We start from the raw sequence: 26496 nt of genomic DNA on the forward strand, positions 1-26496 counted from the left end.
CATCCCCCGATCGTGGGGTGCTACCTGTCAACGAACTCATGAGACATGCTGTAAACGAAGTCATGAGACAGCTTGTAAACGAAGCTCTGAGACATGACATACCAGGTCGCTGGACTATCGGTACCGAGAAGCGCTACGCGCCACCCGACCGATCGTCGTCGTTGCCCGACCGTTCCTCCGAAGTCCGCGCCAGAACGCCCCCGGCCGGCCTCAGGAGTTCGAGCGCTTCGCCTCCGCGCCACGGGGCTGGTCGGCCGCCGACGGCGCCGCCCTGCGCGCGCCCAACCGGCTGCGGACGCCCCAAGCCGTGACCCGGAGCATCGCCTCGACCACGATGACGGGGCTCATCTTCGAGCGCCCTCGCACGCGCTCCACGAACGTGACCGGAACCTCGACGACCACAAGACCCGCGTCGCGCGCGTGCCACAGCATGTCGACCTGGAACCCGTAGCCGCGTGTGTGCACGTCTTCCAGCCGGATGCGGCGCAGGGCATCGGCCCGGAAGACCCGGTACCCGGCCGTCGCGTCACGTGTGTCGAGGCGGAGCACCGCGCGGGCGTACGCGCTCCCCCATCGCGAGAGCAGCTCGCGGTGCCGTGGCCAGTTCTCGATCACGCCGCCCGCGACCCAGCGGGAGCCGATGACGATGTCCGCCGGCCCGGAAGGCGCGGTTCCCTCGAGCGCGTCGAGCAGGCGCGACAGCTGCTCGGGCAGGTGCGAGCCGTCGGCGTCGAGTTGCACGATCGGGTCGAAGCCCTGCTCGAGCGCCCAGCCGAACGCCTCGAGGTACGCGGCGCCGAGGCCGTTCTTCGCGGTGCGGTGCAGCACCTGCACCGCACCGTCGGCGGACGCGAGCTCATCGGCGAGCGCTCCGGTGCCGTCGGGCGACGCGTCGTCGACCACCAGCACGGATGCCTCGGGCACGGCCTCGCGCACGCGAGCGACCGTGTCGGCGAGGCTCTCTCGCTCGTTGTAGGTCGGGATGACCACGAGGGGCCGCGACATCCGTGACCTCCCCTCGGTGCGTGCTTGCACCATCGTACGGGTCGCCCGCCGGGTGGGCCACCGCCGGCAGCACGGCGATCGCGTCGCGATCCGGCGATCGGATCGCGACGCGAACGCTGGGCACCGGGGGCTCAGGCGGTCACCGCGACGACGTTCGAGGTCGTGAAGCAGGGGGCAGCTCGGCGGCTACGTCGTGAGTGTTGGCGGCACCGATGACCCCGACACGATGACCGGGCCAGTAGCCTCACGCCCGATTCTCACCGGTCACCATTTGGCATTCCTGTAGCGTCTGACTTCAGCGTCCGAGCGTCATAGCTTCACGGCTTCCAGCTTCAGTCGGGCGAAGTCCGTCATCGCTCCTCGGTCATATTTTCCCGTGGGCGTTGTGACCCAGTCGTCGTTCTCGACGAACACCACTTGCTTCGGAATCTTGTACCCCGCCAGCTTGTCGCGACAGAAGTTGCGGATCTCATCACCGCTGACATTCATTCCCGGACGAAGCTCGACGAGCGCGGTTACTGCCTCGCCCCACCTCGGGTCGGGAAGACCGACGACCATGGCCTTCAGCACCCACGGGGTGTCGAGCTCCAGGAACAACTCGACTTCTTGCGCGCTGACGTTCTCACCGCCGGACTTGATGGTCTCCTTGTAGCGGCCGCGATAGAAGATGTATCCCTCCGCGTCGATCCAACCGTAGTCACCACTATGGAAGTAGCCCTCTTCGTCGAAGGCGGCAGCCGTCTCCTCGGGCATGTTGTAGTAGCCCTTGAATAGTGCCGGACCCTTGAAACAGAGTTCTCCGGGCTCGTCAGGGGCCAGCGTCTTGCCGGTCGTCGGATCCTTGACCACAATGTCGGTACCCAGCATCGGACGACCATGGGACAGCCGCATGTGGTACTCATCTTTGCGATCGCGGAAGGGGAAGTACCCTTGTGACGCCACGTATTCGCTGGAGCCGTAGATGTTGCCTTGATGCGTGATGCCCATCGCCTTGATCTCGTCGTATGACCCCGGAGCCGAGCCGATCATCGTACGGGTCATGCTCGAGATGTCATACATCCCGAACTTCGGATGACGCGCCATCATCAGGAAATGGACGTCGAAGCCGAACATCATTGTGATCCGCTCGCGCTCGATGACCTCTAGGGCGGCGTGAGGCAGGTAATACTCGAGCAGGTGAATCGACCCGCCTCGCATATGCGGCATGAGCATCGTCAGGTAGCCAGCAACATGATAGTTGGGCGCGACGATCAACATCTTGTCGTCGGGAACCGCTTCGATTCCGTCGGCGTAGCCCGCCGCGCCGACCAGCAGTGTCTCGTTGTTATGCAGCACCGGCTTGGGGAAGCTGGTTGTGCCCGAAGTGAGCAGCATGATCGAGAAGTCATCCGGCCGTACCTGGGCATGCAGCTGCTCGAACTCTGAAGGCACATAGTCTGCTCCAGCAGCCTGTACCTCGCGGAAGTCGTGCGCGAACTGGTATTTCGCGTTCGACTCGCTCAACGAGATGACGGTGCGCAGGCTCGGCAGTTCCTCGATTTTGAGGGCGTCCTTGGTTTGGGAGGCAAGCGTGGGGATCTGCTCGGTGAGCATCTCCAAGTAGTTGTTCTTGCGGAAGTCATCCGTAGCGACCAACACGTTGGCCTCGGTGAGTTCCAATCCGCGTACAATTTCACGGCCCGTCCAGCCGAGATTCAGGGGCACGGCGACAGCGCCGATTCGCATAGCAGCATAGAACGTCGTCACCCAGTCGGGAGTGACACCAAGGAGAAAGGCCACCCGATCGCCTTTGCGCACGCCGATGCTGCTCAAACCTGTCGCAAGGGTGGCTACCCGTCGACGCAATTGACTATAGGTAAGTCGTTCATCACCATAGACGACCGCTTCCCGGCTCCCCCATTGTTCGCACGAGTAGTCATACATCTTGTTCACTGTTTGGCCGCGAGCTTCCTGGTACATCATTGTTCCTTCCAGAAACCGATTGTGAATTGTAGTGTTTGGTTTCCCGTCTGATTGTCTGCGATTTACCTCCCTGTCCATCGAGGCGGACGCGACTCCCCGAACGCCCGCGGACCCTCTTGGGCATCGTCGCTCATGTAGACCTTCTCAAAGAGTTGCTCCGCGGCAGCGAACGCATCCTTGACCGCTGCAGCGTTCGAGGCGTAGACCATAGCCTTCGACGCTCGAACCGACAGGGGCGCATTCCGCATGATCCGACGCGCGAGCTCCACCACCGTCGACTTCAGTTCCTCCATCGGAACAACCCTGTTGACGAAACCAAGTTCGTACCCGCGCTGTGCTGAGATCCGCTCGCCAGTGAGGAGGATTTCAAGCGCGACGCGTGGGGGGATCATCCACGGCAATGGCGCAGCCCACGGGGCGCCACGACCCCACTTGGCCTCGGATATTGCGAAGGTCGCGTGGTCCGCAGCAACACAGAGATCCGCCATCTGGGCGAGGAGGAAACCGCCGCCGAGTGCGACGCCGTTGACGGCAGCAATGACGGGCTTGTCGAGTGAGAAGTTGCGATTGAGTTGCGGTATGAAGTCGGCGGATGGGACCCGGAGAACCGACGACGCCATCTCTTTCAGATCGCCTCCCGCGCAGAATGCCTTCTCACCTGTGCCCGTTATCACGAGCGCTCCAGCTTCGGTGTCATCGCGGAATGCCTCGAAGCACGTCCACAGCTCTCCACGGGCGGCTTCGTTGAGTGAGTTCGCCGCGTTCGGGCGGTCGATCGTCAGCCATCCGATTCCTTCGGAATCACGTTCGTATTGCACCATCTCAGTCATCGCCTGGCACCTCTCCCAAATAGGGAACGTTCTCTTCCGCTATCGCCCACAGCACCCGCCCAAGTGGACGCTCCTGTTCTTCGGCAATATGACCGACCAACCCTGCGCTGCGACCGATCAGCGAAAAGCCGCGGACAATCCGCCACGAAAATCCGATGTCCGAGAGCACAGCGGCGACGGCGCCAGTCGCGTTCACTGTCACATGACGGCCCTTCAGTTCATCCATGGTTTCGCTGAATACGGTCAGCAGGTCGGCATGAACGCCGCTCACCCCGGCTTTCGATGCAATCTCCAGCAGCTTGGGCGTGCGAGGGTCATCCGGTCTGTGAATGTGGTGGCCGAACCCGGGGACCGATTTTCCCGCCTCGAGATAGCCCTCGATAGTGGTACGAGCGAATTTCTCGGCTGTCGTCTCGCCCGCTCGGATAGCAGCGGCGCCGTCTTGGAGAATACGAGCGAAGCCCTCCATGACACCGAGAAAGTTGCTACCGGCGCCGAGTAGCCCAGCCGCGACAGCGGCTTGCATGGCGTCGGGTGAACTCGAGTAGATGAGCCTTGCCGTGATCGAACTCGGCGTCAAACCGTGCTCCATCACTGCGACCAGGCTGGCATCGAGTACGGAGCGTTCCCCATCCGTGGGGAACCGGCCGCGCAAATGGAAAAAGATCATACTGGTGAAGTCGATCTTTCCCATTAGGTCCTGGACGAGATCCTTACCTCGAATGTAGATTGCGTTCGCCGTCGAGACGGCGATCTCGGTTCCGACTTCGTTGTCCATCAACAGTCCTTCTCCAGTGCGGCGTCCTTCTCCAGTACGGCGATGGCGCGCTGTTCGGGGTCAAGTAGCGGCTGGGTGAATAGCCGCATCGAGGCGTGTCCCAGTGCCGCGACGCGGCCATCTTCACCCCGCACCTCGACTTCGACGAAGACGATCTGCCGCCCCCCGGAAACGACGCGTGCTACTGCTTCGATGCGATCGCCGACCATTGGCCGCAGGTAGCTCACCCCGAGATCAATCGTCACTTGATGCGGCGGCCAATTTTTGGTGACGGCAGCTGCTCCCGCTGCAGCATCGACCAGGGCGCTGATCACACCACCATTGATGGCGGCGGTGCCCCCTCCTCCACGATGATGGGGCTGAACATCGATCGCGAGCGTAGCGCTCCCGTCGGCGACATCGGTAACCGCAATTCCCATCCATGACCAAAAGGGATGGGCGGTCCACTCTTCGAGGGCCTGGGGGGTCAGGGTCGGCAGCGAACTCACGGTGCCTCCACGAGGGTCGCAGTTGCCATCCCGAAGCCGATGCACATTGCTTGCACGCCGTATCGCGCACCACGACGCTTCATCTCGTGGACGAGCGTCGTCATCAGTCGCGCCCCCGAGCAACCAGTCGGATGGCCCAGAGCGATGGCGCCGCCGTTGACGTTGATCTTCTCGAACGGCACCTTCAATTCACGTTGCCATGCCAGAACAACACTGGCGAAAGCCTCGTTGACTTCGAACAGGTCGATCTCGGAAGCGTCCATCCCCACTCGGGCCAGCAGTTGCTTGGTGACGTCGATGACGCCGTGAAGCATCATCACCGGGTCGACTCCGACAACCTGAGTAGCGACAATCCGCGCTTGAGGTTCGAGACCCAGACGGCGGGCGGTCGCCTCGTCGCCGAGAAGGACGGCAGCGGCCCCGTCCGTGATTTGGCTTGAATTGCCCGCAGTCACCATGCCGCCCTCTTGGTACGCAGGGTTGAGCTGGCCGAGGATCTCAACTGTAGTGGTACGCCGAATTCCTTCATCCGCCGTGATCACGGCATCGCCGCCGTCGCGACCGAGCAGGTACTCCGCCGGATTAGCCACTACGCTGAATGTCTCGTCCGTGAACTTTCCGTCGTCCCACGCCTGTGCGGCGCGCCGATGGCTTTCGGTGCTTAACTCATCCATTTGTTCGCGGCTTATCGACCAGTGATCGGCGATCATCTGGGCGGCGATGCCCTGACTGACGATCTCGTGGCGCTCGGTCACTGCGCCGGAGAGCTCCACCCCCTGAGAGTCCGATCCCAACGGCACCCGCGACATCGACTCGACGCCACCCGCGATGACCAGGGACTGCTGGCCAGCCATGATTGCCTGGGCGCCGAAGTTCAAGGCTTGTTGACTCGACCCGCACATGCGATTCATGGTCACGCCGGGAACAGACACCGGGAATCCTGCGGCGAGCGACGCGACGCGCGCAATGTTCCGCCCTTGCTCACCGATCGCGTTCACGCAACCGACGAGCACGTCTTCGATCTCGTCGGCGTCGATACTCGTGCGGTCGACAAGCTCGCGCAGCGTGAGCGCCATCAATTCGTCAGGTCGAGTGTTGGCCAGTGCACCATTGCGCTTTCCGAGGGGAGTTCGGACTGATCCGAGTACGAATGCTTCGCTCATGAAATTCTCCCGTTCGTTGTGGTCATCGTTCAGCGCAGGGAGGAGACGCCGATCAGTTCGCGTCCCATCTGCAAGATTTGGATCTGCGAGGTTCCTTCGGGGATGGTGGCCTCGCGGGCGTCACGGAAGATCCGCTCGACCGGCGACTCCTCCATCAGCCCCGCTCCACCGTGCACCTGAAGGGCCAGCGTCGCCGCCTTGTTGACCGATTCGCCGCAGTAGTACTTCGCCATTGAACATTCCATCCGTGCTGGCTCACCGCGATCGAGCACCCGGGCGGCGTTCATGCCGAGGAGCCGCGATGTCTCCGTGAGTGTGGCAATCTCCACGACCATCTCCTGGACGAGTTGGAACTCGCCCAGTTTCTTGCCGAACTGCTCACGGGTGGTGACGAACTTGATCGACTCCTCGAGAGCAGCCTGGCTGAGCCCGACGGCGCCCATCGACATGTTGAGGCGACCGACGTTGATCGCCTTCATCGCAGCGGACAGCCCCCGGCCCACCTCCCCGAGCACGTTCTCCTTCGGCACTCGCGTGCCGGTGAAGACGAGCTCGCAACTGCTCGTGCCGCGAACCGGCATGTGTGGAATGTCGTTGACCTCGTAGTCGGACTCAGCGCGGTCGACGATGAACGCGGTAATGCCCTTCGCGCCGGCTGAACGATCGACCGTTGCCATGACGATTCCGATGTCCGCATGGGATGCATTGGTGATATAGACCTTGCTCCCGGAGAGGACATAGTGATCGCCGTCCAAGTGCGCAGTGGTGCGAAGCGATGCGGCATCGGATCCGGCGTCCGGCTCGGTCATGGCGAACCACGCACGACGCTCACCGGAAAGCAGGGGCGGGAGAAAGCGCGCCTTCTGCTCGGGCGATCCCACCTGTGAGATCAGATAGGGAACGATGGTGAGAATGTTCATTGTGGTGCGCAGGGAACCCCAACAGCGACCAGCTTCCTCCATGAGGATGGCGAGCTGAGAGTAGCTGATTCCGTCGCCACCGTCATCGGGGTGGACCAGGCCACGAACGTAGCCGAAATCATGCAATGCGGGAACAATCTCCCATGGGAACGTGCGGTTACGCTCGTGCTCCGCCACCAATGGGGCGACTTTCTTGGTGAGGAAGCTGCGGACGGAGCTTTGGAGCTCCCGTTCGTCGTCAGTGAGAATCGTCATGGGCGGTGACCTCCTGTGTCCCGGCGATCGAACGCCGAATGAGCATTGGCGTGGTGAGGAGTTGAACGCGTTCCCCGTGCTGGTTGATGACACGACGCTCGATGGTCGCGATCCCGCGCTTGCCGTCCGCGCCCGGTCGTATACTGACGATCTGCGCTTCGACGTGGAGCGTGTCACCGATGTGAATGGGACGCTCGAATTTGCAATCGACTCCGAGCATCGCAACGAGCGAGTCCTGAAGCGATTGTGAGAATGCCGTCCTGGTGAACAAGCCGGATGCTATCGAGGTGCCGAGTAGTCCGTGGGCGATCCTTTCGCCGAACTCCGACTGGGCCGCGCGGTGTGCATCGGTGTGCAGCCAGTTGAAGTCTCCAGACAACGCAGCGAACATGACAACGTCCGCCTCTGTCACCGTTCGAGCGGGCGACGATTCACTCATTCCGACGTGCAGATCGTCGAGATAGAGGGCGGAGTGCGCGCTCACGAGTATCGCCCCCCTGACACATGGAGAACATCACCGGTGATGAAGGAAGAGTCCTCCGACGACAGAAAGTCGACAGCCGCGGCCACATCCTCCGGCTTGCCGAGCCTGCGGATCGAGTTCTCCTTCTGTGCCAGTTCGACCAGCAGATCATAGCGAGGATGGTTCTTCACGGCGGGAGTGTCGATGATGCCCGGTGCGACGGCATTGACCGTGATGGAATGCTTCCCGAGCTCCTTGGCGAGCGATTTGGTCATGCCGACAATGCCCGCCTTTGCCGCCGAATAGTTGGCCTGCCCCGGATTGCCGAGGTAGGCGCGGGAGGCAATGTTCACAATCCTTCCGTACTTGCGTTCGATCATCTGCGGGACGACCGCGCGGGAGCACACGAACGCGCCGAACAGGCAGACATCGACGACGCTGCGGAAGTCCTGGTCGGTCATCTTCACGAGTGGAGCGTCTCTCGGAAAGCCGGCGTTGTTCACAAGAATCTCGATGTGGCCAAATCGCGACTCGGACTCACTGACAACACGCGAAACTTCGTCTGTGTCCGTGACGTCCGCGACGGCTCCATGCACTGCGCCGCCCTTCGCCCGCAGCGACTCAGCGGCAGCTTCCACATTCTCACGGTCGATATCAATGAGGACCACCGATTTTCCACGAGCGGCGAGGCGGTTGCCGATCGCCTGCCCCAAGCCCCCGGCGCCTCCGGTCACCAATGCCACCGATGCGTTATTCACTATCAACTGCCTCCCTGTACCGAAAAATCTCGAAAGTCGTATGGAAGGCTGACCCGCCGTCCACCGGGCCCCTCATGGAGCCAGCGGCTCATTTGGATGTCATCGCCGATGTCGGCGAAGTCGGCAACCGCAGTGACGGGGACGTCGGCGGTCGACAAGAGGTCGAGCCAGCGCGCCCGATCAGCGTCTGCGAAAACCTCAGCGAGCCTGCCATTGACGACGTCGGAGTGTGCACAGCGATCCGCGTAACTGGTCAATCTCTGGTCGTTGAGCAAGTCGACGCAACCGATCGCCGTGCACAGCCGTGACCAGAAGTGATCTTCGATGCACCCGACTGCGATCCAGGCGCCGTCACGACAACGGAACGTGTCATAGGCGCCCCGGGACATCATCTCCTTCTTGTCCGGTCGCCCTTGCTCTTCATATTCGACGAGACGAGGTTCACCGATCTTGAGGGCGCTTGCAGCAAGAGGCACCTCGAAGTAGCCGCCGATGCCCGTCTTGTCGCGCATCAGAAGGGCGGCGAGAATGGCTTGCGTGGCGAAAAGGCTTCCGGCGAGGTCAGCGAGAGGGACTCCAGCGCCGGGGTACGGCCGCCCGTCAGGCTGGCCGCTCAGTGACAGCACACCGCTCGCGGCAAGGTAGTTGATGTCGTGTCCGGGACGATCTCGGTACGGGCCGTCGCTGCCATATCCATTTATCGAGCAGTAGATCAAGCGTGGATATTCACGACCCATCTCCCGCGGCCCGAATCCGAGCCTGTCGGCGGTGCCGGGACGAAACCCCTCCACCAGGACGTCGGCTGTGGCGATGATCGACCACAGCTCGTCGTGTCCCGCTGAAGACTTCAAGTCCAACTCAAGCACCACTTTGTCGCGGCTGACAAGATCATACGAGCCCGGCATCATGCGTCGCAGAGGGTCCCCCCCTGGCGGCTCGATATGGATGACCGCGGCGCCCAGCTCGGCCAACATGGTCGTCGCCCACGGACCGGGGATCAGGAGCGACAAGTCCACAACGGTGATCCCGTCAAGTGGCGCGATCGCCGACGTTCGTTCCCTCAAGATCGCACCGCCTCGGCACCGGCATCGCCTGCGCTGCTGGGGCGCCATGGTACAGCCACTATCGAGCCGATCGCTTCGCCCAGCTCGTCACAGGTCTGACGCAAACGATTGCCCCATGCGATTTCCTTCGCTTCGTCCAGGACGCTCGCGATTGCTACTGCGCCAATGACGAGCAGGACCTTTCCGTCCGCGCCGAACACTGGAGCGGCAACCGTGCTGACTCCGAGCGCAAAACCTTCTCTGTCGATCGCCCATCCGCACTCGCGCACGCGCGCAAGCTCGTGTCGGAATACCGCAGGGTCGGTCACGCTGCGCTCCGTGAATGCATGGAGTCCGCCGCGAAGCACTGCATCGACGGATCGGGGATCGTCGTATGCCATGAAACATCGACCGAACGAGCCGCCCTGAATCGGCACCACGGTCCCGACGGGAATTGACACTCGCACCTGGTGAAGACGCTCGAGTTTGTCGACGATCGACACGTGCTCCTGATCCATTCGACGATAGATGACGAACGTCGCATCAATGTCCGCGGCCAGGTGGGTGAGGTGTCGCTTCACGATACGCAGGTAGCTGAGTTGATCGATCGCGGAAGCGCCCAACTCGACCAGACTGATACCGAGCCGGTAGACACGGCGTTCGCTGTCGAACTCGACGAGATCCAATCTGCTCATCGTGCGCAACAGAGAGAAGCAGGTGGACTTCGACAGCCCGGTTTCTTCGAGGATGTCCCGGAAACTCAGCGGCCCCATTCGCTGGAGTGCCCGCATGATGAGCACCGCTCGGTCAATCGCTGGAACTCCGTAGGCCGATCGGTCGACCGCTGCCTGCGCTTCGCCCGCCGTGTCTGCAGCGCGCAACTCCGGGGCAGCTGCGGACCGCAACTCATCCGTGCTCAGCGGCGGCATGGTCATGACTTGTTCCCGAAATTCGGTGCCCGACGCTCACGGAAGGCGGACACCCCCTCGTCGACCTCGCCGGTGAGGAATGCCGCGGATTGCGCATAGGACTCAAGGTGGAAGACGGAGTCCAGGCTGGCCTGATCCGTGGTATTGATGATCTCTTTGATCATCTGGTAAGCGGCAGTGGGCCCGTCGGCCAAACGCCTGGCGAACCCTACGCCGTGCTCGAGCGCAGCCCCTTCATCGACTACGTGGTTGACAAGCCCGAGCGTCAGCGCATCCGAGGCGGAAATCGGCTCCGCAAAGAAGGCCATCTCCTTCGCACGGTGCGGGCCGACAACTCTCGTCCACAAGTGCAGCGCCCCAAGGTCGGGGATCAAGCCGGCCCGCGTGAAGCTGGGGTGGAATACCGCATCCTGCGCTGCGACGACCAGGTCGCACGCGAGGGCCACACTGATACCGGCACCTGCGCACGCCCCGTTGACCGCGGCCACGACTGGAACGGGGATGCTTCTGATCGCATTGATCGCCTCGTGAAAGGAGCGCATGTATAGCCGTGCACCGTTGACTCCTGCTTGCGACAGTAGTGGGTGAAGCTCGATGAGGTCGCCGCCGGACGAGAATGCCCTCCCGCGACCGGATAGCACCACGCTGCGCACCTCCGGATCCTGACCGAGCTGTCGAAACGCACCCACGAGTTCTGCGAGAACGGCACTCGACAAGGCGTTCAACTTCGACGGTCGATTGAAATGCACGGTCGCAACTCCGTTGCCGAGTTGTTCGACGACGATCCCGGGTTCCTCAACGTCGGTCACAGTGTTTCGCTTCCGTTGAGCAGCGATGCCGGCACGGGAAACCGACTCATGAGAGCGGCGACCGACTTGCCTGTCTCGTCGAAGCGGAGGGTGCGAGTCGCCCCTCCACCCAGCGCTTTCTGCATCACGACCTGAAATGAGTTCATCCGGGGCAATTCGTAGACTGCGATCGGACCCAGAACGAATCCAGCGAAGAAGTCGCGAAGCCGTTCCGGCGTCAACCAGATTCGCAGCGCTGCATATTCGGCATCACCGAATGCCATGACACCGACATTGCTCACATCACCTTTATCACCCGAACGGGTGTACGCGAGGTCGCTAAGCGATAGCCACACTCGAAGCCACCTCCTCGATGACGACGCTCGTAGGGATGAGCTCGCGCGGTACAAGAGTCGGCCACAGGGCAATCACCTCTCGTGGCCGTAGCGGCGCACCGAATGCCGTGCCGACCGGACCGATCGTCGTCACATGCGTCACCTCGCGGTTCAGCTGCATGGCCTCTTCACGAGAATCCACATGAGCAGTGACCCGAAGCTCGATCTCTTGCGGGTCCCGCCTTGGCCGGCGCGCCAACGGTCCAGCCAAAGCATCAATTCCTACTCGATCAAAGCGCAAGTCGCGGGGCGTCAGCCCGACGATGTCCAATCGTTTGCGAATGATCTCCTCGCAACGATCGGCCTTGGCGAGCGTGTCAGGGAACGGGATGAGAACGCGGGCCTCAGCGATCCAGCCATCGGTATATCCGATCTGCACCTTCAACATCTCAGGACGCTCTCTGCCGCTCATGTCGCTGAGCGAGACCACATTCGATCCCGCGTCATTCACGCGGAGCGTCGTCAAGTCGGCGATTCCGTCGGGCATCCGGTAGTCGGAGGGGTTGTGAGTCTCATAGAGCAAGTGCTCTTTGATGGTCCACTGGTTGATCAACCCGCCGGTGCCCGGAAGCTTGGAGATCTGAGCCGTACCGTCGGCCGCGAATTCGGCGATCGGGAACCCCATGTTCCATGGTTCTGGCACGTTCTTCCACTGGGAGCTCATCCCGCCGCAGCAGATTCCCGCGCATTCAATGACATGAGCAACCGTGATGGCCGCGCCGATCAAATCCCAATCGGCATTGCCGAAGTCCCAGCCGAACTCGTGCATCAGCGGTCCGACGTACACTGCGCTGTCGGCCAGGCGCCCGCCGATGACGACCTCGGCACCGAGGTCCAGGGCCTCGATGATCGACTCCGAACCGATATAGGCGTGAGCTGCGACGATCCGGTCGGCGATCTCATCGATCGAGCGGGACGGGTCCTCCATGTTCTGCAAGCTCACGCCGGCGGCGCGTAACTCATCGATCCTGTCGGTCAGGTCGTCACCTGTAATCGCTGCGACTCGAACCCCAGACAACCCTGCCCGGCTCGCATCGGCCATCACGGCGTCCGCCGCAGCGACACAGTTCGTACCGCCGCCGTTGAGCACCATTTTGGTGCCCTGAGCGTGCGTGATGGGAAGCAAGGTCCGCATCCACGGCACGATGTCGGGGATGTAACCCTTCGTGTTGTCTTTCATCTTCGCGCGCTGCAACAGCGACATCGTCAGCTCTGCAAGGAAGTCGAACCCGAGGTAGTCGAGTTGACCCCGTTTGGCCAACTCTACGGCGGGCTCGAGCATGTCGCCCCAGTAGCCTGACCCTGCGCCCAATCGGACTCGCTTCATGAGATCGCCCTTCCCTTTTCGTACTGCCGCACCGCGGCATTGATGTCGTCCAACTCGCCCAGGTTGGCCGTTACTCCGCCATCGACGATGATCGTCTGACCCGTGATGTATCGTGCCGTCGGCGAAACAAGGAATTTGACCGCGGCGGCCATGTCTTCGACCGTGCCGAAGTCCTTGATTCCCGCCTGGCTGATGAATCTCTCTTTGAGGAACTCGAACTGCGACCCCCCATAGATTCGGGACGAGTCGGTCTCGAAGCCTCCCGGACTCACCCCGTTGGTCGTGATGCCGCGCGGGCCCAGTTCGATGGCGAAGGCCCGGATGAGGCTTTCGAGGGCGGCCTTGGCCGCGCCCAGAAGCCCGTGTCCGGGCATGTAGTGGCCGGCGTCGATTCCGCTGATGCCGACGATTCGGCCGGGGCGGCCTTCCATGAGCGGCACCGCCTGCTGAACACAGTGGATGAAGCCATTGACTGTCAGGCGCAGGGTACGCGATATGTTGTTGTCCGAAAGCTCCAGTAGTGGCTTGAACGCGGTAGCTGCTGCATTGTTCACCAGTACGTCGAGGTGTCCGAATGTGGAGCCGACCTCCTCGAACATCGCCCGGATCTCGTCGGGAGACTCCAGATCGGCCTTGATCGCAACGACGCGTCGATCACCCACCTTGAGTTCATCGGCTGTCTGCAAGGCAAGCTCATCGTTGCGCCGATAATTCACGACGATGTCATAGCCATCGGCTGCGAGAGTACGGGCAATCGCCTTGCCCAGACCACGGGAGGATCCAGTAACCAGCGCCACCTTCCTCGTGTCGGTCTGGGCGTCGTCATTGTGCTGCATTGAAACCTCCACGTTGGTGATAGCAAAGTCCAATTCCGTCCGGCATCAGCTGATCTGCTCCTCGTGCATCTGAATGAGCACGGCCCCGGCCTCGACCTGATGTCCGTCGGAAACCAGAACCTCGGCCACGACGCCACTCACGGGGCTCGAGACCGTGTGCTCCATTTTCATCGCTTCGAGAATGAGCAGCGGGTCGCCGAGCATGACAGTTGAGCCGACCTCGACGAGGACTCGTTGCACTGAGCCAGGCATCGGCGCAACAAGCGAGCCGCGCGAGGCTCGGGCGTCCGGTGCAGGAAAGCGCTCCACTTCATCGAACGCCGTCGAGCCGAATCGGTCATGTACAAAGATGCGATTCCCACTGCGCACGAACTCATAGAGCACCCGCAGCCCGTCTGACTCAAGATCAGCGGTGCCTGCGGTCAATGCGAGGATTCGCAGCTCCCCCAAGCCGTCGATCTCATGGCTGCCATCGATCGAAACCTTCGCCGTGGGTGGGTTCACAGCATAGTCAACTCGGGTCTCCCGCTCGCCGATGGCGTACACACGAGTTTGACTACTCGCGTGTGGGCCCCTGCTGGATGGGTTGTTTCGCCAACCCGAGGGAATCGTCTGCTGGACTATCGCACTGTCCCGAGCCTGCACTTGCGCGATGAGCGCCGCAGCCAGCGCCCGGCGAGCCAAAATGCCATCAGCAACGAACGACGAGTTCGACACGAGTTCCCGATGGTCATCCAGGAAGCTGGTGGTGGTGTCGCCGGCGAGGAAATCCTCGTCCTCGAGTAAGGAGGCGAGTAGGCCAATATTCGTGGTCACACCGTCGAGTTGCGTCTCGCGCAACGCAACCGCCAGTAGCGCCGCAGCCTCGTCACGAACAGGCGCATGCGAAATGAACTTCGCGAGCATCGGGTCATAATGCGTACTGATGGCGAAGCCGGCTTCTATTGCAGAATCCACACGCAGCCCTTGGCGCTCGGGCACCTTGAAATGCTCCACCGTGCCGGAGGTGGGAAGGAAGCCGTTTATGGGGTCTTCTGCGTAGACCCTGACCTCGATCGCGTGGCCTGTCATGCTCGGGTTCAAGGCTTCCGGAGGGAGTACTTCGCCTTGCGCGACGCGAAGCTGCAGCCCGACCAGATCAAGACCAGTGACGGCCTCGGTGACCGCATGCTCAACCTGGAGGCGAGTATTCATCTCGAGGAAGTAGAAGGAACCATCGTCGGCGAGAACGAACTCGACTGTTCCCGCGCCGCGATATTCCGCAGCTCGAGCGGCGGTCACCGCAGCGTTGCCCAAGCGCTCTCTCAACACATCATCGACCGCCGTGGACGGAGATTCCTCGACGATCTTCTGATGGCGCCGCTGGATCGAACACTCCCGCTCGAAGAGAGAGACCACGTTTCCGTGCTCATCCGCGAAGACCTGCACCTCGATGTGGCGGGGATTGACAAGGTACCGCTCCAGAAACACTGTTTCGTCGCCGAAGGCCGACAGCGCCTCGCGCTCGGCGGAACCGACCGCGTCCGCCAGCTCCGACAGTTCACGGACAATGCGCATTCCGCGACCGCCGCCCCCTGCCGATGCCTTCACCAAAAGGGGGAATCCGATCTCGGCCGCCCTGTCTGCGACTTCTTCTGCTGTCAAGGCCGTGAGATCGACTCCCCGGAGTACGGGAACGCCCACTTCGCTCATGAGCGCTTTCGATCGAAGCTTGTCCCCCATCAACTCGATCGTCGCCGACGTCGGTCCCACGAACACCAGACCGGCGTCTTCAACCTGGCGTGCAAAGTCGGCATTCTCGGACAGGAATCCGTAGCCGGGGTGAACTGCATCGGCACCGGCTCTGCGCGCCGCGGCGACGAGCAGATCACCGCGTAGATAGGTGTCTGTTGGGGATGTTCCTGGCAACCGGACTGCCGAGTCCGCCTCCCTTGCATGGGGCGAGTCGACATCGGCATCGGAGTACACGGCCACCGTGCGAATACCCATGTCGCGGCAAGATCGAACTATTCGTCGGGCAATCTCTCCTCGGTTGGCGACGAGGACGGAGGTCATCTTCACGTTCACGCGTCGCCTACATCCTGAACACGCCGAAACCGCGCGTGCCCGATACTTCGTTGGAATGAACAGCCGAGAGTGCGATTCCTAGCACCGTTCTCGTGTCACGCGGGTCGATTACGCCGTCGTCGTAGATCTTGCCGCTCATGAAGAAGCTGTCTGACTCGCGTTCGATCTGCTCCTCTGTCTCGGCCCGTTGATTTGCGTCTGCCTCCTCGTCGAACGGCCGGCCGGCCGATGCTGCCGAGTCTCGCGCAACTATCGACATCACCCCCGCGAGCTGTTGCGGGCCCATGACGGAAGTTTTCGCCCCAGGCCATGCGAAGACGAAACGCGGCTCGAACGCACGGCCGGACATGCCGTAATTTCCGGCACCGTATGAGGCTCCCATGAGCAACGTGATGTGTGGCACGTGACTGTTGGAGACAGCGTTGATCATCTTTGCGCCATCCTTGATCATGCCGGCTTGCTCGTACATCTTGCCCACGATGAAACCCGTCGTGTTCTGAAGGAACAGCAACGGCACGTCAACTTGATTGGCGAGCAGGATGAACTCCGCGGCCTTCTTGGCTTCCTCCGGGAAAATGACGCCGTTTGAGTTGGCAAGGATGCCGACCGGAAATCCGTGAACTCTGCCCCACCCGGTCACGAGACTCACGCCGTACGTCGGCTTGTACTCGTCGAAGTCCGAGCCATCAAGCACACAGGCAAGAACGTCCCGTGGCGAAAAGGGTATTCGCAGATCCGCGGAGACGATGCCCAACAGCTCCTCGGGGTCGACCTGCGGGAGCACAACTGGAAACGTCGGCCCATACCCGAGCTTGCGCCAGTTCAGGTCTTTCATCACCTGGCGGCCCAAACGGAGCGCGTCCAACTCGTCGGCGGCGAGGTAGTCGGAAAGACCCGACACTCGAGAGTGCATCTCTGCGCCCCCCAGCTCCTCATCCGTAGATATCTCTCCCGTGGCCATCCGCACCAGCGGCGGGCCACCGAGAAACACCTTGGCCTTGTCCTTCACCATGATCGTGTAGTCGCACATCCCGGGAACGTATGCTCCTCCCGCTGTCGAGTTACCGAAGACGATCGCCATGGTCGGCACTCCGGATGCCGAGAGCCGAGTGAGGTCGCGGAACAACGCTCCACCCGGCACGAAGGCTTCGGCCTGAGTGGGCAGGTCCGCCCCCCCGGACTCCACGAGATTGATCACGGGCAGGCGATTGTGCCTGGCGATCTCCAGTGCACGCGTGATCTTCTTCCAGGTGTACGGGTTCGATGCCCCGCCTCGCACAGTCGGATCATTCGCGATCACAATGCATTCCACTCCCGAAACCACGGCAATACCGGTTACGACGCTCGCGCCTACCGTGAATGCAGTTCCCCAGCCAGCAAGAGTAGAAAGCTCAAGAAACGCGGAATCACGATCAATGAGCAACTCGACACGCTCACGTGCCAAGAGTTTGTGGCGGTCGCGGTGCCGCTGTATGTAGCGATCACCGCCACCAGCCCTTGCTACCGCCTGTTGCTCCTCCAATTGCGCGATCCGAGACAAATGAGCATTCTTGTTGGTGCGAAAAAGCCCCGAATGCTGATCTACGGAAACGGAGAACACCGTCATTCAAAACCCCTGCTGCCGGGCAAAGCGGTCACGAAGCTCGCGCTTGAGGATCTTGCCGCTCGGCCCCTTGGGCAGTTCGTCGATGACTTCGAGGACCTCGGGGATCTTGTGTCGAGCGACATCCATCTGCCGCATGAACTCGTCAAGTTCCTCGAGCGTGATCACCGTTTCGGTCTTGGTGGAGACCACCGCGCACACCCGTTGTCCCTTGATCGGGTCTGGCACCCCGATGACCGAGACCTCATAGACACTGGAATGGCGCTGAATGATCAGCTCGATCTCGGCGGGACTGATGTTCTGACCGCTACGGATGATCATGTCCTTCAAGCGACCGACGTAACGCAACGAGTCGTCCTCCTCGATCGCGACAAGATCGCCCGTGCGGAACAGACCCTGCGAGGTGAAGGACTGCGCATTGACTTCATCCGCATCGAGGTAGCCGGCGAACACCGAGGGCCCGCGTACCGCGAGTTCGCCGGGCTCCCCGGCAGGGACGTCCTCCTCGGTACCCGGCTTGAGGGCGTGAAACTCCGTGTCTGGAAGAAAGCGGCGCAGCTTGTCGATGCGGAACAGGTCCTTGCGTTCCTCGACGGGCTGCTCCGGAACGGTGAAGAAGAACCAACCCTCGGTCGCGCCGAACTCATTGATCACCGTGATACCGCGCTCGTCAAGCATCTCGATGATCGTGTGCGGCGGTGCCTCGCCACCACAACCAACGACACTCAGTGAGGAGATGTCGTACTGCGTATCGAGCCCGGGGTGATTCAGCATCCCGAAATAGATTGCAGGAACCGCGATGATGTAGTTGACCCGCTCCTGAGTGATCTGCTCCAAGAACACATCGACATTGAACGGCTCATGAGTGACGAACTTTCCGCCCGCCATGATCCAGGGATAGAGTTCCACGCCCAGTCCACCCATGTTGGCGTAAGGGAACGGCCCGGAAAATACGGAGTCCGCTCCGTGGCCCGTCGCCTCCAGTATCCCTCTCGTGGCAACCATCCAGCTGTTTGGAGTACGCGGAACGACCTTGGGTGTGCTTTCCGTACCGGTCGTCAGACACAGAGTCAACGCGTCATCCGCTGAGACTTCGATAGCGTCGAGTTCAGCGACCCGAGCTGGATCTGCTGCCGTGATCATCGTAGAAAGCTCGAAATCTGCACCGGGCCTTCCTTCACCTTCGAGGGCGATGATCACCTCGAGCGAAGGACAGACCTTCCGGGCGGCGTGAATCATGGCGAGATAGTCGGTCCCCATGAAGCTCCCCATGCCGATCGCGATTCGGGCCTTGGTCTTGGCGATCGCGTACTCGATGTCGGACGAACGCTGGCGCATAGGGGCAAACGTTCCCACAGCGCCGATACGATCGAGAGCGAGGTGAAGCAGAACCAGCTCGACCGAGTTCGGCAGTTGCACGAAGACGACATCGCCCTTGTGAACCCCCGCATCGAGGAGCGAGAGGGCGAGCCCATCAGCGAGTTCGTGAACTTCGTTCCATGTCAGGCGCATCGGCTGGGTGCCGATCACCTCCAACTTGTTGGGTTGATCGACGAGTGCCTCCTGGTTTCCACGCGCTGTGGCATGCTCGGCCACATAATCGCTCCAGGTTTTGTCTCCCCAGATACCGGCATCGTGATACTTCTTCACCGTCTCAGGCGGATACACGCTCATTGCTGACTCCTTTGTCACGGGAATTGGATGGGTGGTGCAACTGCAATGGTGATTCAGTAGCTGCGGGGAAGCCCGAGGGAATGTTGCGAAACGTAGTTCAGCACCATCTCGCGCGATACGGGAGCGATTTTGAGAACCCTCGCAAACCCCCACGCATCAGCAAGCCCATACTCGGTCGACATGCCATTACCACCATGAATTTGGATGGCACGATCGAGAGCCTCGATGGCCGCATCGGCCGCCGCGAACTTTGCCATGTTGGATGCTTCCCCCGCGTCGAGGCCCGTGTCATACATCCATGCGGCCTTGCTGGTCATCAACCGCGCAAGTTCAACATGTACATACGACTCCGCCAGCGGGTGTGCGAGGCCCTGGTGGGTCCCGATCGGAGCCCCCCAGACCTGACGTTCCTTGCCGTACCTGGCGCCGCGATCCAACGCGAAACGACCGATGCCATTGGACACCGCCGCGCTCATGATGCGCTCAGGGTTGAGACCGAAGAAGATCTGACGAAGCCCGTCATCCGCTTCGCCGAGCAGGCCCGTCGAGGGAACGCGAACGTCGTCGAAGAACAGAGTGAACTGCTTCTCCGGGGCCGTCACCTCAACGGGAATCACAGTCATCTGCAGGTGGGCGTTGGGGGTCTCGACGATGAATAGGGAGAGTCGCGCGCGACCCGTTGCCTCATCGATACCGGTGCGAGCGACAACCAACAGGGCATCAGCTTCGTCCGCACCGGAACAGTAATACTTGGTACCGGTTAGGATCCAGTCGTCGCCGTCTCGGCGACCCGTGGTCGCAATGTTGTGGCTGTTCGAGCCAGCGTCCGGTTCGGTGATGGCGAACGCCATCTTGGTCTTGCCGGTTGCCAACCCGGGTAGCCAACGTTCCTTCTGCTCATCCGTCCCGAATCGTGCGATGACGGTTCCGCAGATAGCAGGCGAAACGATGAGCATGAGCAGGGGGGAACCGGCGGCCGCCAGTTCTTCCGCAACGATTGACAGTTCCTGGATGCCCATCCCGCCGCCACCGTACTCTTCCGGCAGGTTCACACCAATGAACCCGGATTCACCGATCGCCTCCCACAGCTCTCCCACCTTCAGACCGTCGCGCGCGCGTTTGACATACCAGTCATGGCTGTAGCTGGCGACAATCGACCGTACGGCCGCCCGAATCTCTCGCTGTTCGGCAGATTCCAGCAGTTGCAACTTTGTGCTCCTTTGCATCGATTTGAACAGCGTACTAGGAGTTCATCATAGAAACAACTAGTTCCGTATATTGAACTAATCCTCGTGAGAGGGGAGAACCAACCCGGGGCTGTGCCCGGGTTCTGGAACAGGCCCGGATTCCCCGCGAGAGCCGGTACGCGGGCAGGCCCCTGCGACGGATGGGTCCCACGAGGGCAGGTTCAAGGACGCGACGAGCACTGGGCTCCAGGCCGCGCAGGACGACGTCGACGCCCAGTTCGCAGCGCTCCTGGCCAGCTCGAGCGCGCTCATCGACCGGGCCGGCCCGGACCTCGACGCCGCACGCGACGACCTTGACGAGCGCCTCACCCTGCTTGGGCACCGGCACGTCGATGTCGATGACCCGCAGCCGCGATTCCTCGTCGTGGAGGACGGCCGCTCGGATGGTGCGGGGAGCTCCCTCGTGGACGTCGGCATGGCCGGTGGTCCTCTCGTCGTCGAACGGCACTGGATCCAGCCCGCGGCATCGTGCGGCCGTCTCAATCCGCGATCCACTCCGTGAAAACGATGCGCCCTTGTGCCCGCCCGTCGGCCGGTGATGGACTGGCGGCGACGGCGGATCGTGCCGTCGCGACATCCGTCATCGAACAGTGACATCCGTCATCGAACAGTGAGGACGCACATGCCGTACATCACCGTCGGAACCGAGAACTCGACGCCGATCGAGCTCTACTACGAGGACCACGGGCACGGCCGGCCGGCCGTGCTCATCCACGGCTACCCGCTCGACGGGCACTCGTGGGAGAAGCAGGCACGGGCGCTGCTCGACGCCGGGTACCGCGTGATCACCTACGATCGGCGCGGCTTCGGCGCATCCGGCCAGCCCACGACCGGCTACGACTACGACACGTTCGCCGACGACCTGAAGACCCTGCTCGACAGACTCGAGCTCGACGACGTCGTGCTCGTCGGATTCTCGATGGGCACCGGCGAGGTGGCCCGTTACCTGGGCAGCCACGGCAGCGAACGCATCGCCAAGGCCGCGTTCCTCGGTGCGCTGGGCCCGTACCTCCGGAAGACCGACGACAACCCGGGCGGAGCGGCGCCCGACTTCGACGACCTCACGGCGCAGGCGGTGAACGACCGGTTCGCGTGGTTCACCGGATTCTTCGAGAACTTCTACAACCTCGACGAGAACCTCGGCTCGAGCATCAGCGAGGAGGCGCTTCGCGGAAGCTGGAATGTGGCCGCCGGGGCGTCCTGGTACGCCGCATCCGCGTGCGTCGACACCTGGCTCACCGACTTCCGCGCCGACATCGACAAGATCGACGTGCCGACGCTGATCGTGCACGGCACGGCCGACCGGATCCTGCCGATCGACGTGTCGGCGCGCGAACTCCGCAAGCAGCTGCCCGCTTCCGAGTACGTCGAGATCGAGGGCGCGCCGCACGGCCTGCTCTGGACGCACGCCGACGAGGTGAACGCGGCGCTGCTCGCGTTCGTGGCCGAGTAGACGGGACCTTCGTCCATTCGGCAGCCGCGCCCGCCGGGCTAGGGTCGATCGTCGCAAGGGAGACCCCATGAACAGGTTCGTTCGGGCCGCAGCAGCAGTCGCCGTGACGGCGATGACCGTCGGCGGCCTGGCCGCATGCAACTTCATCGGCCCGCCGCAGCGCTTCACCGACGAGTCCACCGTGACCGAGGACATCGCCGTGATCGAACTCGACGACGCGAACGGCAGCGTCAGGGTGACCGGTGCCGCGGGCGCGACCGATATCACGGTCGAGCGCACCGTCTCGTACCTCGGCGACCGTGATATCGGCGAGACGCACGAGATCGACGGCGACACCCTCGAGCTCGGCGGCTGCGGCCGGTTCTGTTCGGTCGATTACACCGTCGAGGGGCCGATCGGTCTCGACGTGGGCGGGAGGACGTCGAACGGGACCATCGAACTCAGGGGCGTCGACGAGGTCGACGTGCGGACGTCGAACGGGCGCATCGAGCTGGAGGATGTCTCGGGCGACGTCGATGTCGAGACGAGCAACGGCCGGGTCATCGGGCGCGACCTGAACGGCGACGGCGTGCGGGTGCGCACCTCGAACGGCAGCATCGAGCTCAGTCTCGGCGAGGCGCAGGACGTCGAAGCGCGTACGTCGAACGGTGCGATCGAGCTCCGCGTGCCCGAGGGCAGCTACCGGGTGACGGCCGAGACCTCGAACGGCTCTACCGACATCGGCATCGCCGACGACCCCGACGGCGAGTTCGAACTGGAGCTGCGCACGTCGAACGGCTCGATCACGATCACGGGCGGCTGACGGGCGGCGCGTCGGACGGCTGCAGAAGGTCGCAGTCGTGCAGGTACTGGGCGTCCGGAACCTGCACGACTGCGACTTGTCGCGTCCAGTGGTTGAGATCGCTGGGCCTGGTCGGCAGGGCCTGGTCGGGGGACGGGTCGGATGCCGCGGCATCCGGCCCCTCGTCGTGTCACGCGCCCCGCAGCTCCTCGAGCACGGCCGCCAGCTGATCGACGGCCCAGTCCAGGTCGTGCTGCTCCACCACGATCGGCGGAGCGAGCCGGATGGTCGAGCCGTGCGTGTCCTTCGCGAGCACGCCGCGACGCATGAGGGCCTCGCAGACCTCACGTCCGGTCGCGAGCGCCGGATCGACGTCGATGCCCGCCCAGAGCCCCGCGCCGCGCACCGCGACGACGCCGTGACCGACGAGTGCGTCCAGCCGCTCATGCAGGTGCGCGCCGAGCTGCCGGGCTCGCGCCTGCGGCTCGCCCGACGCCAGCATGCGCACCACCTCGAGGCCCACGGCCGCGGCGAGCGGGTTGCCGCCGAACGTGGAGCCGTGCTGGCCGGGCCGGATCACGCCGAGCACGTCGCGATCACCCACCACGGCGGAGACCGGCACGATGCCGCCGCCGAGCGCCTTGCCGAGCAGGTACAGGTCGGGCACCACGCCCACGAGGTCACACGCGAAGGTCGCCCCCACGCGGCCGAGTCCCGACTGGATCTCGTCGGCGATGAGGAGCACGTTGCGCTCGCGCGTGATGCGACGCACCTCGGGGAGGAAGTCAGCGGGCGGCACGACGATGCCGGACTCTCCCTGGATCGGCTCGATGAGCACTGCGACGGTGTTCTCGTCGATCGCGGCCTCGACCGCGGCGGCGTCGCCGTAGGGCACCGTGTGGAAGCCCGGCGTGTACGGACCGAAGTCCGCGTGCGCGTCGGGGTCGTCGCTGAACGAGATGATCGTAGTGGTGCGGCCGTGGAAGTTGCCGGCCATCACGATGACGTTGGCGCGGTCCCGCTCGACGCCCTTCACGCGGTAGCCCCAGGCGCGCGCGATCTTGATGCCCGACTCCACGGCCTCGGCACCCGTGTTCATCGGCAGCACCATGTCCTTGCCGCAGAGTGCGGCGAGCTCGGTGACGAACGGCCCGAGCCGGTCGTTGTGGAAAGCTCGGCTGGTGAGCGTGATGCGGTCGAGCTGGCGGCGGGCAGCGTCCACCAGACGGGGGTTGCCGTGTCCGAAGTTCACGGCGGAATAGGCCGCGAGGCAATCGAGATAACGGCGGCCCTCGACGTCGGTGACCCAGGCGCCGTCGCCGGATGCCACGACCACGGGCAGCGGGTGGTAGTTGTGGGCGGCGTGCTCGTCCTCCTCGTGGATGGCTGCGACCGTCCGAGCCGCGACGTCGATCACGTCGTTTCGAGTGTGCGGAGTCATCGGCGCAGCTCCAAGGTGCAGCACTTGACGCCGCCGCCGCCGAGCAGCAGCTCGGAGAGGTCGACGCCGATCGGGTGGTAGCCGTGCTCGCGCAACTGCCGTTCGAAGTCCGTGGCGCGCGAGGCGATGACCACGTTGTACCCGTCGCTGAACGAGTTCAGGCCGAGCACCGCGGCATCCGTCTCGTTCACGAGGATCGCATCGGGGAACCGCTCTCGCAACACGGCGAGCGATGCGGCGTCGAACGCGGTCGGCAGGTAGGCGACGTGCTCCTGCCCGGGCGTCGCGTCGAGCACCGCGACCGCGGTATCGAGGTGGTAGAAACTCGGGTCCACGAGCCGCAGCGTCACGACCTCGCGGTCGGCGATGCGGGCGAGCTCCTCGTGCGAATGCGAATGGCTGCGGAACCCGGTGCCCGCGAGGATCGTCTCACCGACGAGCAGGAAGTCGCCCTCGCCCTCGTTGATCTCCTCGGGCTCCCGCACGTCGAAGCCGGCCGCGCGGAACCAGTCCATGTACGCGGGACCCTCGGGCGCTCGCTCGGGGTACGTGAACCTGGCGCCGTACGCGATACCGTCGATCACGAAGCCGCCGTTCGCGGCGTAGACCATGTCGGGCAGGCCCGGGATCGGGTCGATGAGGTGCACGTCGTAACCGAGCCCGAGGTAGGTGTCATAGAGCACCTGCCACTGCGCGAGCGCGAGGCTCGTGTCGGTCGGTTCGGCGGGGTTCATCCACGGGTTGATCCGGTACACGACCGTGAAGTGCTCGGGCCGGCACATGAGCACCGTGCGGCCGGTCGGCCGGCGCTCGGGCCTGGTACCCGACTGCTCGTCGGTCTGGATCGCGGTCGACATCTCGCTCCTTCGCGTCGGGCGGATGTCGTCGCATCGGGCGACATCAGCCGGTGTTGGCAATGTCGGCGGACCAGGTCGCTCATTCCGAGCCTCGACGACGACGTTCGGGTTGCGCCGCCGTCGAGACGCCACTTTCAGTCTGAACGAACGAGCCGGAACATTCCGGGCTTCGCACGCAAATTTCCTGCGCATTCGCGATCGACGCGGCTGAATGCTGCGCAGACGAGGGGGCGGATGTCTCAACTCGCGCGTCCGGGCGGCGCACTTGCCGCACGCCCGCGGGCTGAGGCATCCTGTTGCCCGGCCCGGCGCCCCGCCGGAAGATCGACGGAGGTCGGCATGGACGAACCGCCGCACGACGAACGGATGCGGCGCCTGCAGCGCATCGCCTACGGCGCCCTCGAGAGCGATGCGGAGCGTGCCGCCGCCCTCGCGGAGCTCGAGTCGCTGCGACGGGAGCACGCTGCGATGGATGCCCCGGCCGCTTCGGTCGTCGGCGGGGCCCGAGCCGGCGCAGGTCGCCGCCGCGTGGTGGACCTTGCCGTCTGCTGATCAGCCGTTCTTCGCGTCGCGCCAGGCCATCCACTCGGTCACGGGGGCGAGGTCGTAGTCGGGACCCGAGATGCCGAGCGTGAACATGCGCACCCCGGCGTCGTAGAGCGCGTCGGCGTACTCGAGGTCGACGCGTCGACGGGTGAGCTCGTTCGACACCGTGATCTGCGAGACGTCGCGACCGACCTCGTCGCCCCACCGTTTCAGCACGTCGAGCTTGTGCGGCAGGTCGTCGGGTGCAACGAACGAGTGCCAGATGTCGGCGTGCCGGGCGACGATGCGCAGCGTCTTCTGTTCGCCCTTGCCGCCGATCATCACGGGGATCTTCCGCGTCGGACCGGGATTCAGCTTCGCCCACCGAGCCTCGATTCGCGGCAGCGCGCCGGCGAGAGCCTTCAGGCGTGTGCCCGGCGTGCCGAACTCGTAACCGTACTCGTCGTAGTCGCGCTCGAACCAGCCCGACCCGGTGCCGAAGATGAACCGGCCAGTGCCGCCTTTTGCGCTGATGTGGTCGAGCGTGCGGGCCATGTCGGCCTGCAGGTCCGCGTTGCGGTACGAGTTGCAGCTCACGAGGGTGCCGAACTCGATGCGCTCGGTCTGCTCCGCCCACGCGCCGAGGATGGTCCACGCCTCGAAGTGCTTGCCGTCGCGGTCGCCCGACAGCGGGTAGAAGTGGTCCCAGTTGAAGGCGATGTCGACGCCGAGTTCCTCGAGACGGAGCACGGTGTCACGGATGGCGTGGTACTCGGCGTGCTGCGGCTGCACCTGGATGCCGAGCCGCACGGGGGAATCGAGAGGCATGCGTTCCAGCCTATGGCGGATACCGCGACGCCCGGCCGCGGCATCCACACCCCCGTTGCGGCATCCACACCTCCGGCCGC

25 protein-coding genes are annotated in these 26496 nt (G+C 63.3%); 3 read left to right on the forward strand and 22 right to left on the reverse strand.

Translation table 11 applies throughout. From position 1 onward, the window contains the following. Window positions 1–210: 210 nt before the first annotated feature. The 19 genes from IEX31_RS15895 to IEX31_RS15985 all read right to left on the reverse strand — a co-directional run bounded on the left by IEX31_RS15895 (window position 211) and on the right by IEX31_RS15985 (window position 20492). Window positions 211–1005 carry a polyprenol monophosphomannose synthase gene (locus IEX31_RS15895; RefSeq protein WP_229662420.1) on the reverse strand — a complete coding sequence of 265 codons (795 nt, stop codon included), beginning with the start codon at window positions 1003–1005 and terminating at the stop codon, window positions 211–213. Between the two features lie 309 nt (window positions 1006–1314). Further along, window positions 1315–2964: a class I adenylate-forming enzyme family protein gene (locus IEX31_RS15900; protein ID WP_188744387.1), complete on the reverse strand. Its 1650-nt coding sequence runs from the start codon at window positions 2962–2964 to the stop codon at window positions 1315–1317. A 65-nt stretch (window positions 2965–3029) separates the two neighbouring features. After that, complete coding sequence (locus IEX31_RS15905; RefSeq protein ID WP_188744388.1) at window positions 3030–3797, reverse strand: enoyl-CoA hydratase-related protein; 768 nt, start codon at window positions 3795–3797, stop codon at window positions 3030–3032. After that, window positions 3790–4575, reverse strand: a complete 786-nt coding sequence (locus tag IEX31_RS15910) for a citryl-CoA lyase (protein ID WP_229662421.1) — start codon at window positions 4573–4575, stop codon at window positions 3790–3792. Before IEX31_RS15910 ends, IEX31_RS15905 begins: the two co-directional genes overlap by 8 nt. Then, the gene (locus IEX31_RS15915) at window positions 4575–5063 is read right to left on the reverse strand and encodes a PaaI family thioesterase (protein ID WP_188744390.1); all 489 of its coding nucleotides are present in this window, start codon (window positions 5061–5063) and stop codon (window positions 4575–4577) included. Before IEX31_RS15915 ends, IEX31_RS15910 begins: the two co-directional genes overlap by 1 nt. Continuing rightward, entirely contained in the window at window positions 5060–6226 is a 1167-nt protein-coding gene (locus tag IEX31_RS15920; protein ID WP_188744391.1) for a thiolase family protein, read from the reverse strand. Before IEX31_RS15920 ends, IEX31_RS15915 begins: the two co-directional genes overlap by 4 nt. Before the next feature lie 29 nt (window positions 6227–6255). Further along, window positions 6256–7401, reverse strand: coding sequence for an acyl-CoA dehydrogenase family protein (locus tag IEX31_RS15925; protein WP_188744392.1), 1146 nt, complete (start codon window positions 7399–7401; stop codon window positions 6256–6258). Continuing rightward, window positions 7385–7885, reverse strand: a complete 501-nt coding sequence (locus tag IEX31_RS15930) for a MaoC/PaaZ C-terminal domain-containing protein (protein ID WP_229662422.1) — start codon at window positions 7883–7885, stop codon at window positions 7385–7387. The genes IEX31_RS15925 and IEX31_RS15930 overlap by 17 nt, the downstream gene beginning before the upstream one ends. Continuing rightward, window positions 7882–8622 (reverse strand): SDR family oxidoreductase, encoded by a 741-nt coding sequence (locus tag IEX31_RS15935; protein WP_188744393.1) that lies wholly within the window; start codon window positions 8620–8622, stop codon window positions 7882–7884. Before IEX31_RS15935 ends, IEX31_RS15930 begins: the two co-directional genes overlap by 4 nt. A gap of 2 nt (window positions 8623–8624) precedes the next feature. Next, a complete protein-coding gene (locus IEX31_RS15940; RefSeq protein WP_268237004.1) occupies window positions 8625–9734 on the reverse strand; it encodes a CaiB/BaiF CoA transferase family protein in 1110 nt (369 codons plus the stop codon). Then, on the reverse strand, window positions 9683–10600 hold the full coding sequence (locus IEX31_RS15945; RefSeq protein ID WP_188744395.1) for an IclR family transcriptional regulator: 918 nt from the start codon (window positions 10598–10600) through the stop codon (window positions 9683–9685). Before IEX31_RS15945 ends, IEX31_RS15940 begins: the two co-directional genes overlap by 52 nt. Continuing rightward, window positions 10597–11403, reverse strand: a complete 807-nt coding sequence (locus tag IEX31_RS15950; RefSeq protein WP_188744396.1) for an enoyl-CoA hydratase/isomerase family protein — start codon at window positions 11401–11403, stop codon at window positions 10597–10599. Before IEX31_RS15950 ends, IEX31_RS15945 begins: the two co-directional genes overlap by 4 nt. After that, entirely contained in the window at window positions 11400–11684 is a 285-nt protein-coding gene (locus IEX31_RS15955) for an AtuA-related protein (protein WP_229662424.1), read from the reverse strand. Before IEX31_RS15955 ends, IEX31_RS15950 begins: the two co-directional genes overlap by 4 nt. A gap of 37 nt (window positions 11685–11721) precedes the next feature. Then, window positions 11722–13104, reverse strand: a complete 1383-nt coding sequence (locus IEX31_RS15960) for an acyclic terpene utilization AtuA family protein (protein WP_188744398.1) — start codon at window positions 13102–13104, stop codon at window positions 11722–11724. After that, a complete protein-coding gene (locus IEX31_RS15965) occupies window positions 13101–13940 on the reverse strand; it encodes an SDR family oxidoreductase (RefSeq protein ID WP_188744399.1) in 840 nt (279 codons plus the stop codon). The genes IEX31_RS15960 and IEX31_RS15965 overlap by 4 nt, the downstream gene beginning before the upstream one ends. Window positions 13941–13985: 45 nt before the next feature. Further along, window positions 13986–16007 carry an acetyl/propionyl/methylcrotonyl-CoA carboxylase subunit alpha gene (locus IEX31_RS15970; protein ID WP_229662426.1) on the reverse strand — a complete coding sequence of 674 codons (2022 nt, stop codon included), beginning with the start codon at window positions 16005–16007 and terminating at the stop codon, window positions 13986–13988. Window positions 16008–16014: 7 nt separating this feature from the next. Next, window positions 16015–17613 (reverse strand): acyl-CoA carboxylase subunit beta, encoded by a 1599-nt coding sequence (locus IEX31_RS15975; RefSeq protein WP_188744400.1) that lies wholly within the window; start codon window positions 17611–17613, stop codon window positions 16015–16017. Further along, complete coding sequence (locus IEX31_RS15980) at window positions 17614–19284, reverse strand: AMP-binding protein (protein WP_188744401.1); 1671 nt, start codon at window positions 19282–19284, stop codon at window positions 17614–17616. It abuts the gene before it with no gap. A gap of 53 nt (window positions 19285–19337) precedes the next feature. Then, a complete protein-coding gene (locus IEX31_RS15985; RefSeq protein ID WP_188744402.1) occupies window positions 19338–20492 on the reverse strand; it encodes an acyl-CoA dehydrogenase family protein in 1155 nt (384 codons plus the stop codon). A 661-nt stretch (window positions 20493–21153) separates the two neighbouring features. Between IEX31_RS15985 and IEX31_RS15990 the strand changes: the two genes are divergently transcribed. Beyond that, window positions 21154–21984 carry an alpha/beta fold hydrolase gene (locus IEX31_RS15990; RefSeq protein WP_188744403.1) on the forward strand — a complete coding sequence of 277 codons (831 nt, stop codon included), beginning with the start codon at window positions 21154–21156 and terminating at the stop codon, window positions 21982–21984. A gap of 67 nt (window positions 21985–22051) precedes the next feature. Beyond that, window positions 22052–22786: a DUF4097 family beta strand repeat-containing protein gene (locus tag IEX31_RS15995; RefSeq protein WP_188744404.1), complete on the forward strand. Its 735-nt coding sequence runs from the start codon at window positions 22052–22054 to the stop codon at window positions 22784–22786. A 169-nt stretch (window positions 22787–22955) separates the two neighbouring features. Here the strand turns inward: IEX31_RS15995 and rocD are convergent, their stop codons facing one another. Together rocD and ddaH are read right to left on the reverse strand one after the other, a co-directional pair. Then, window positions 22956–24206 carry an ornithine--oxo-acid transaminase gene (gene rocD / locus IEX31_RS16000; protein WP_188744405.1) on the reverse strand — a complete coding sequence of 417 codons (1251 nt, stop codon included), beginning with the start codon at window positions 24204–24206 and terminating at the stop codon, window positions 22956–22958. After that, entirely contained in the window at window positions 24203–25063 is an 861-nt protein-coding gene (gene ddaH / locus IEX31_RS16005; RefSeq protein ID WP_188744406.1) for a dimethylargininase, read from the reverse strand. The genes rocD and ddaH overlap by 4 nt, the downstream gene beginning before the upstream one ends. A gap of 339 nt (window positions 25064–25402) precedes the next feature. Between ddaH and IEX31_RS16010 the strand changes: the two genes are divergently transcribed. Next, complete coding sequence (locus tag IEX31_RS16010; RefSeq protein WP_188744407.1) at window positions 25403–25615, forward strand: hypothetical protein; 213 nt, start codon at window positions 25403–25405, stop codon at window positions 25613–25615. Here the strand turns inward: IEX31_RS16010 and IEX31_RS16015 are convergent, their stop codons facing one another. Further along, window positions 25616–26416, reverse strand: a complete 801-nt coding sequence (locus IEX31_RS16015) for an LLM class F420-dependent oxidoreductase (RefSeq protein WP_188744408.1) — start codon at window positions 26414–26416, stop codon at window positions 25616–25618. Window positions 26417–26496 lie beyond the last annotated feature (80 nt).

It is taken from the genome of Agromyces bauzanensis (assembly GCF_014645655.1).
GTDB classification, from domain to species: Bacteria; Actinomycetota; Actinomycetes; order Actinomycetales; family Microbacteriaceae; genus Agromyces; species Agromyces bauzanensis.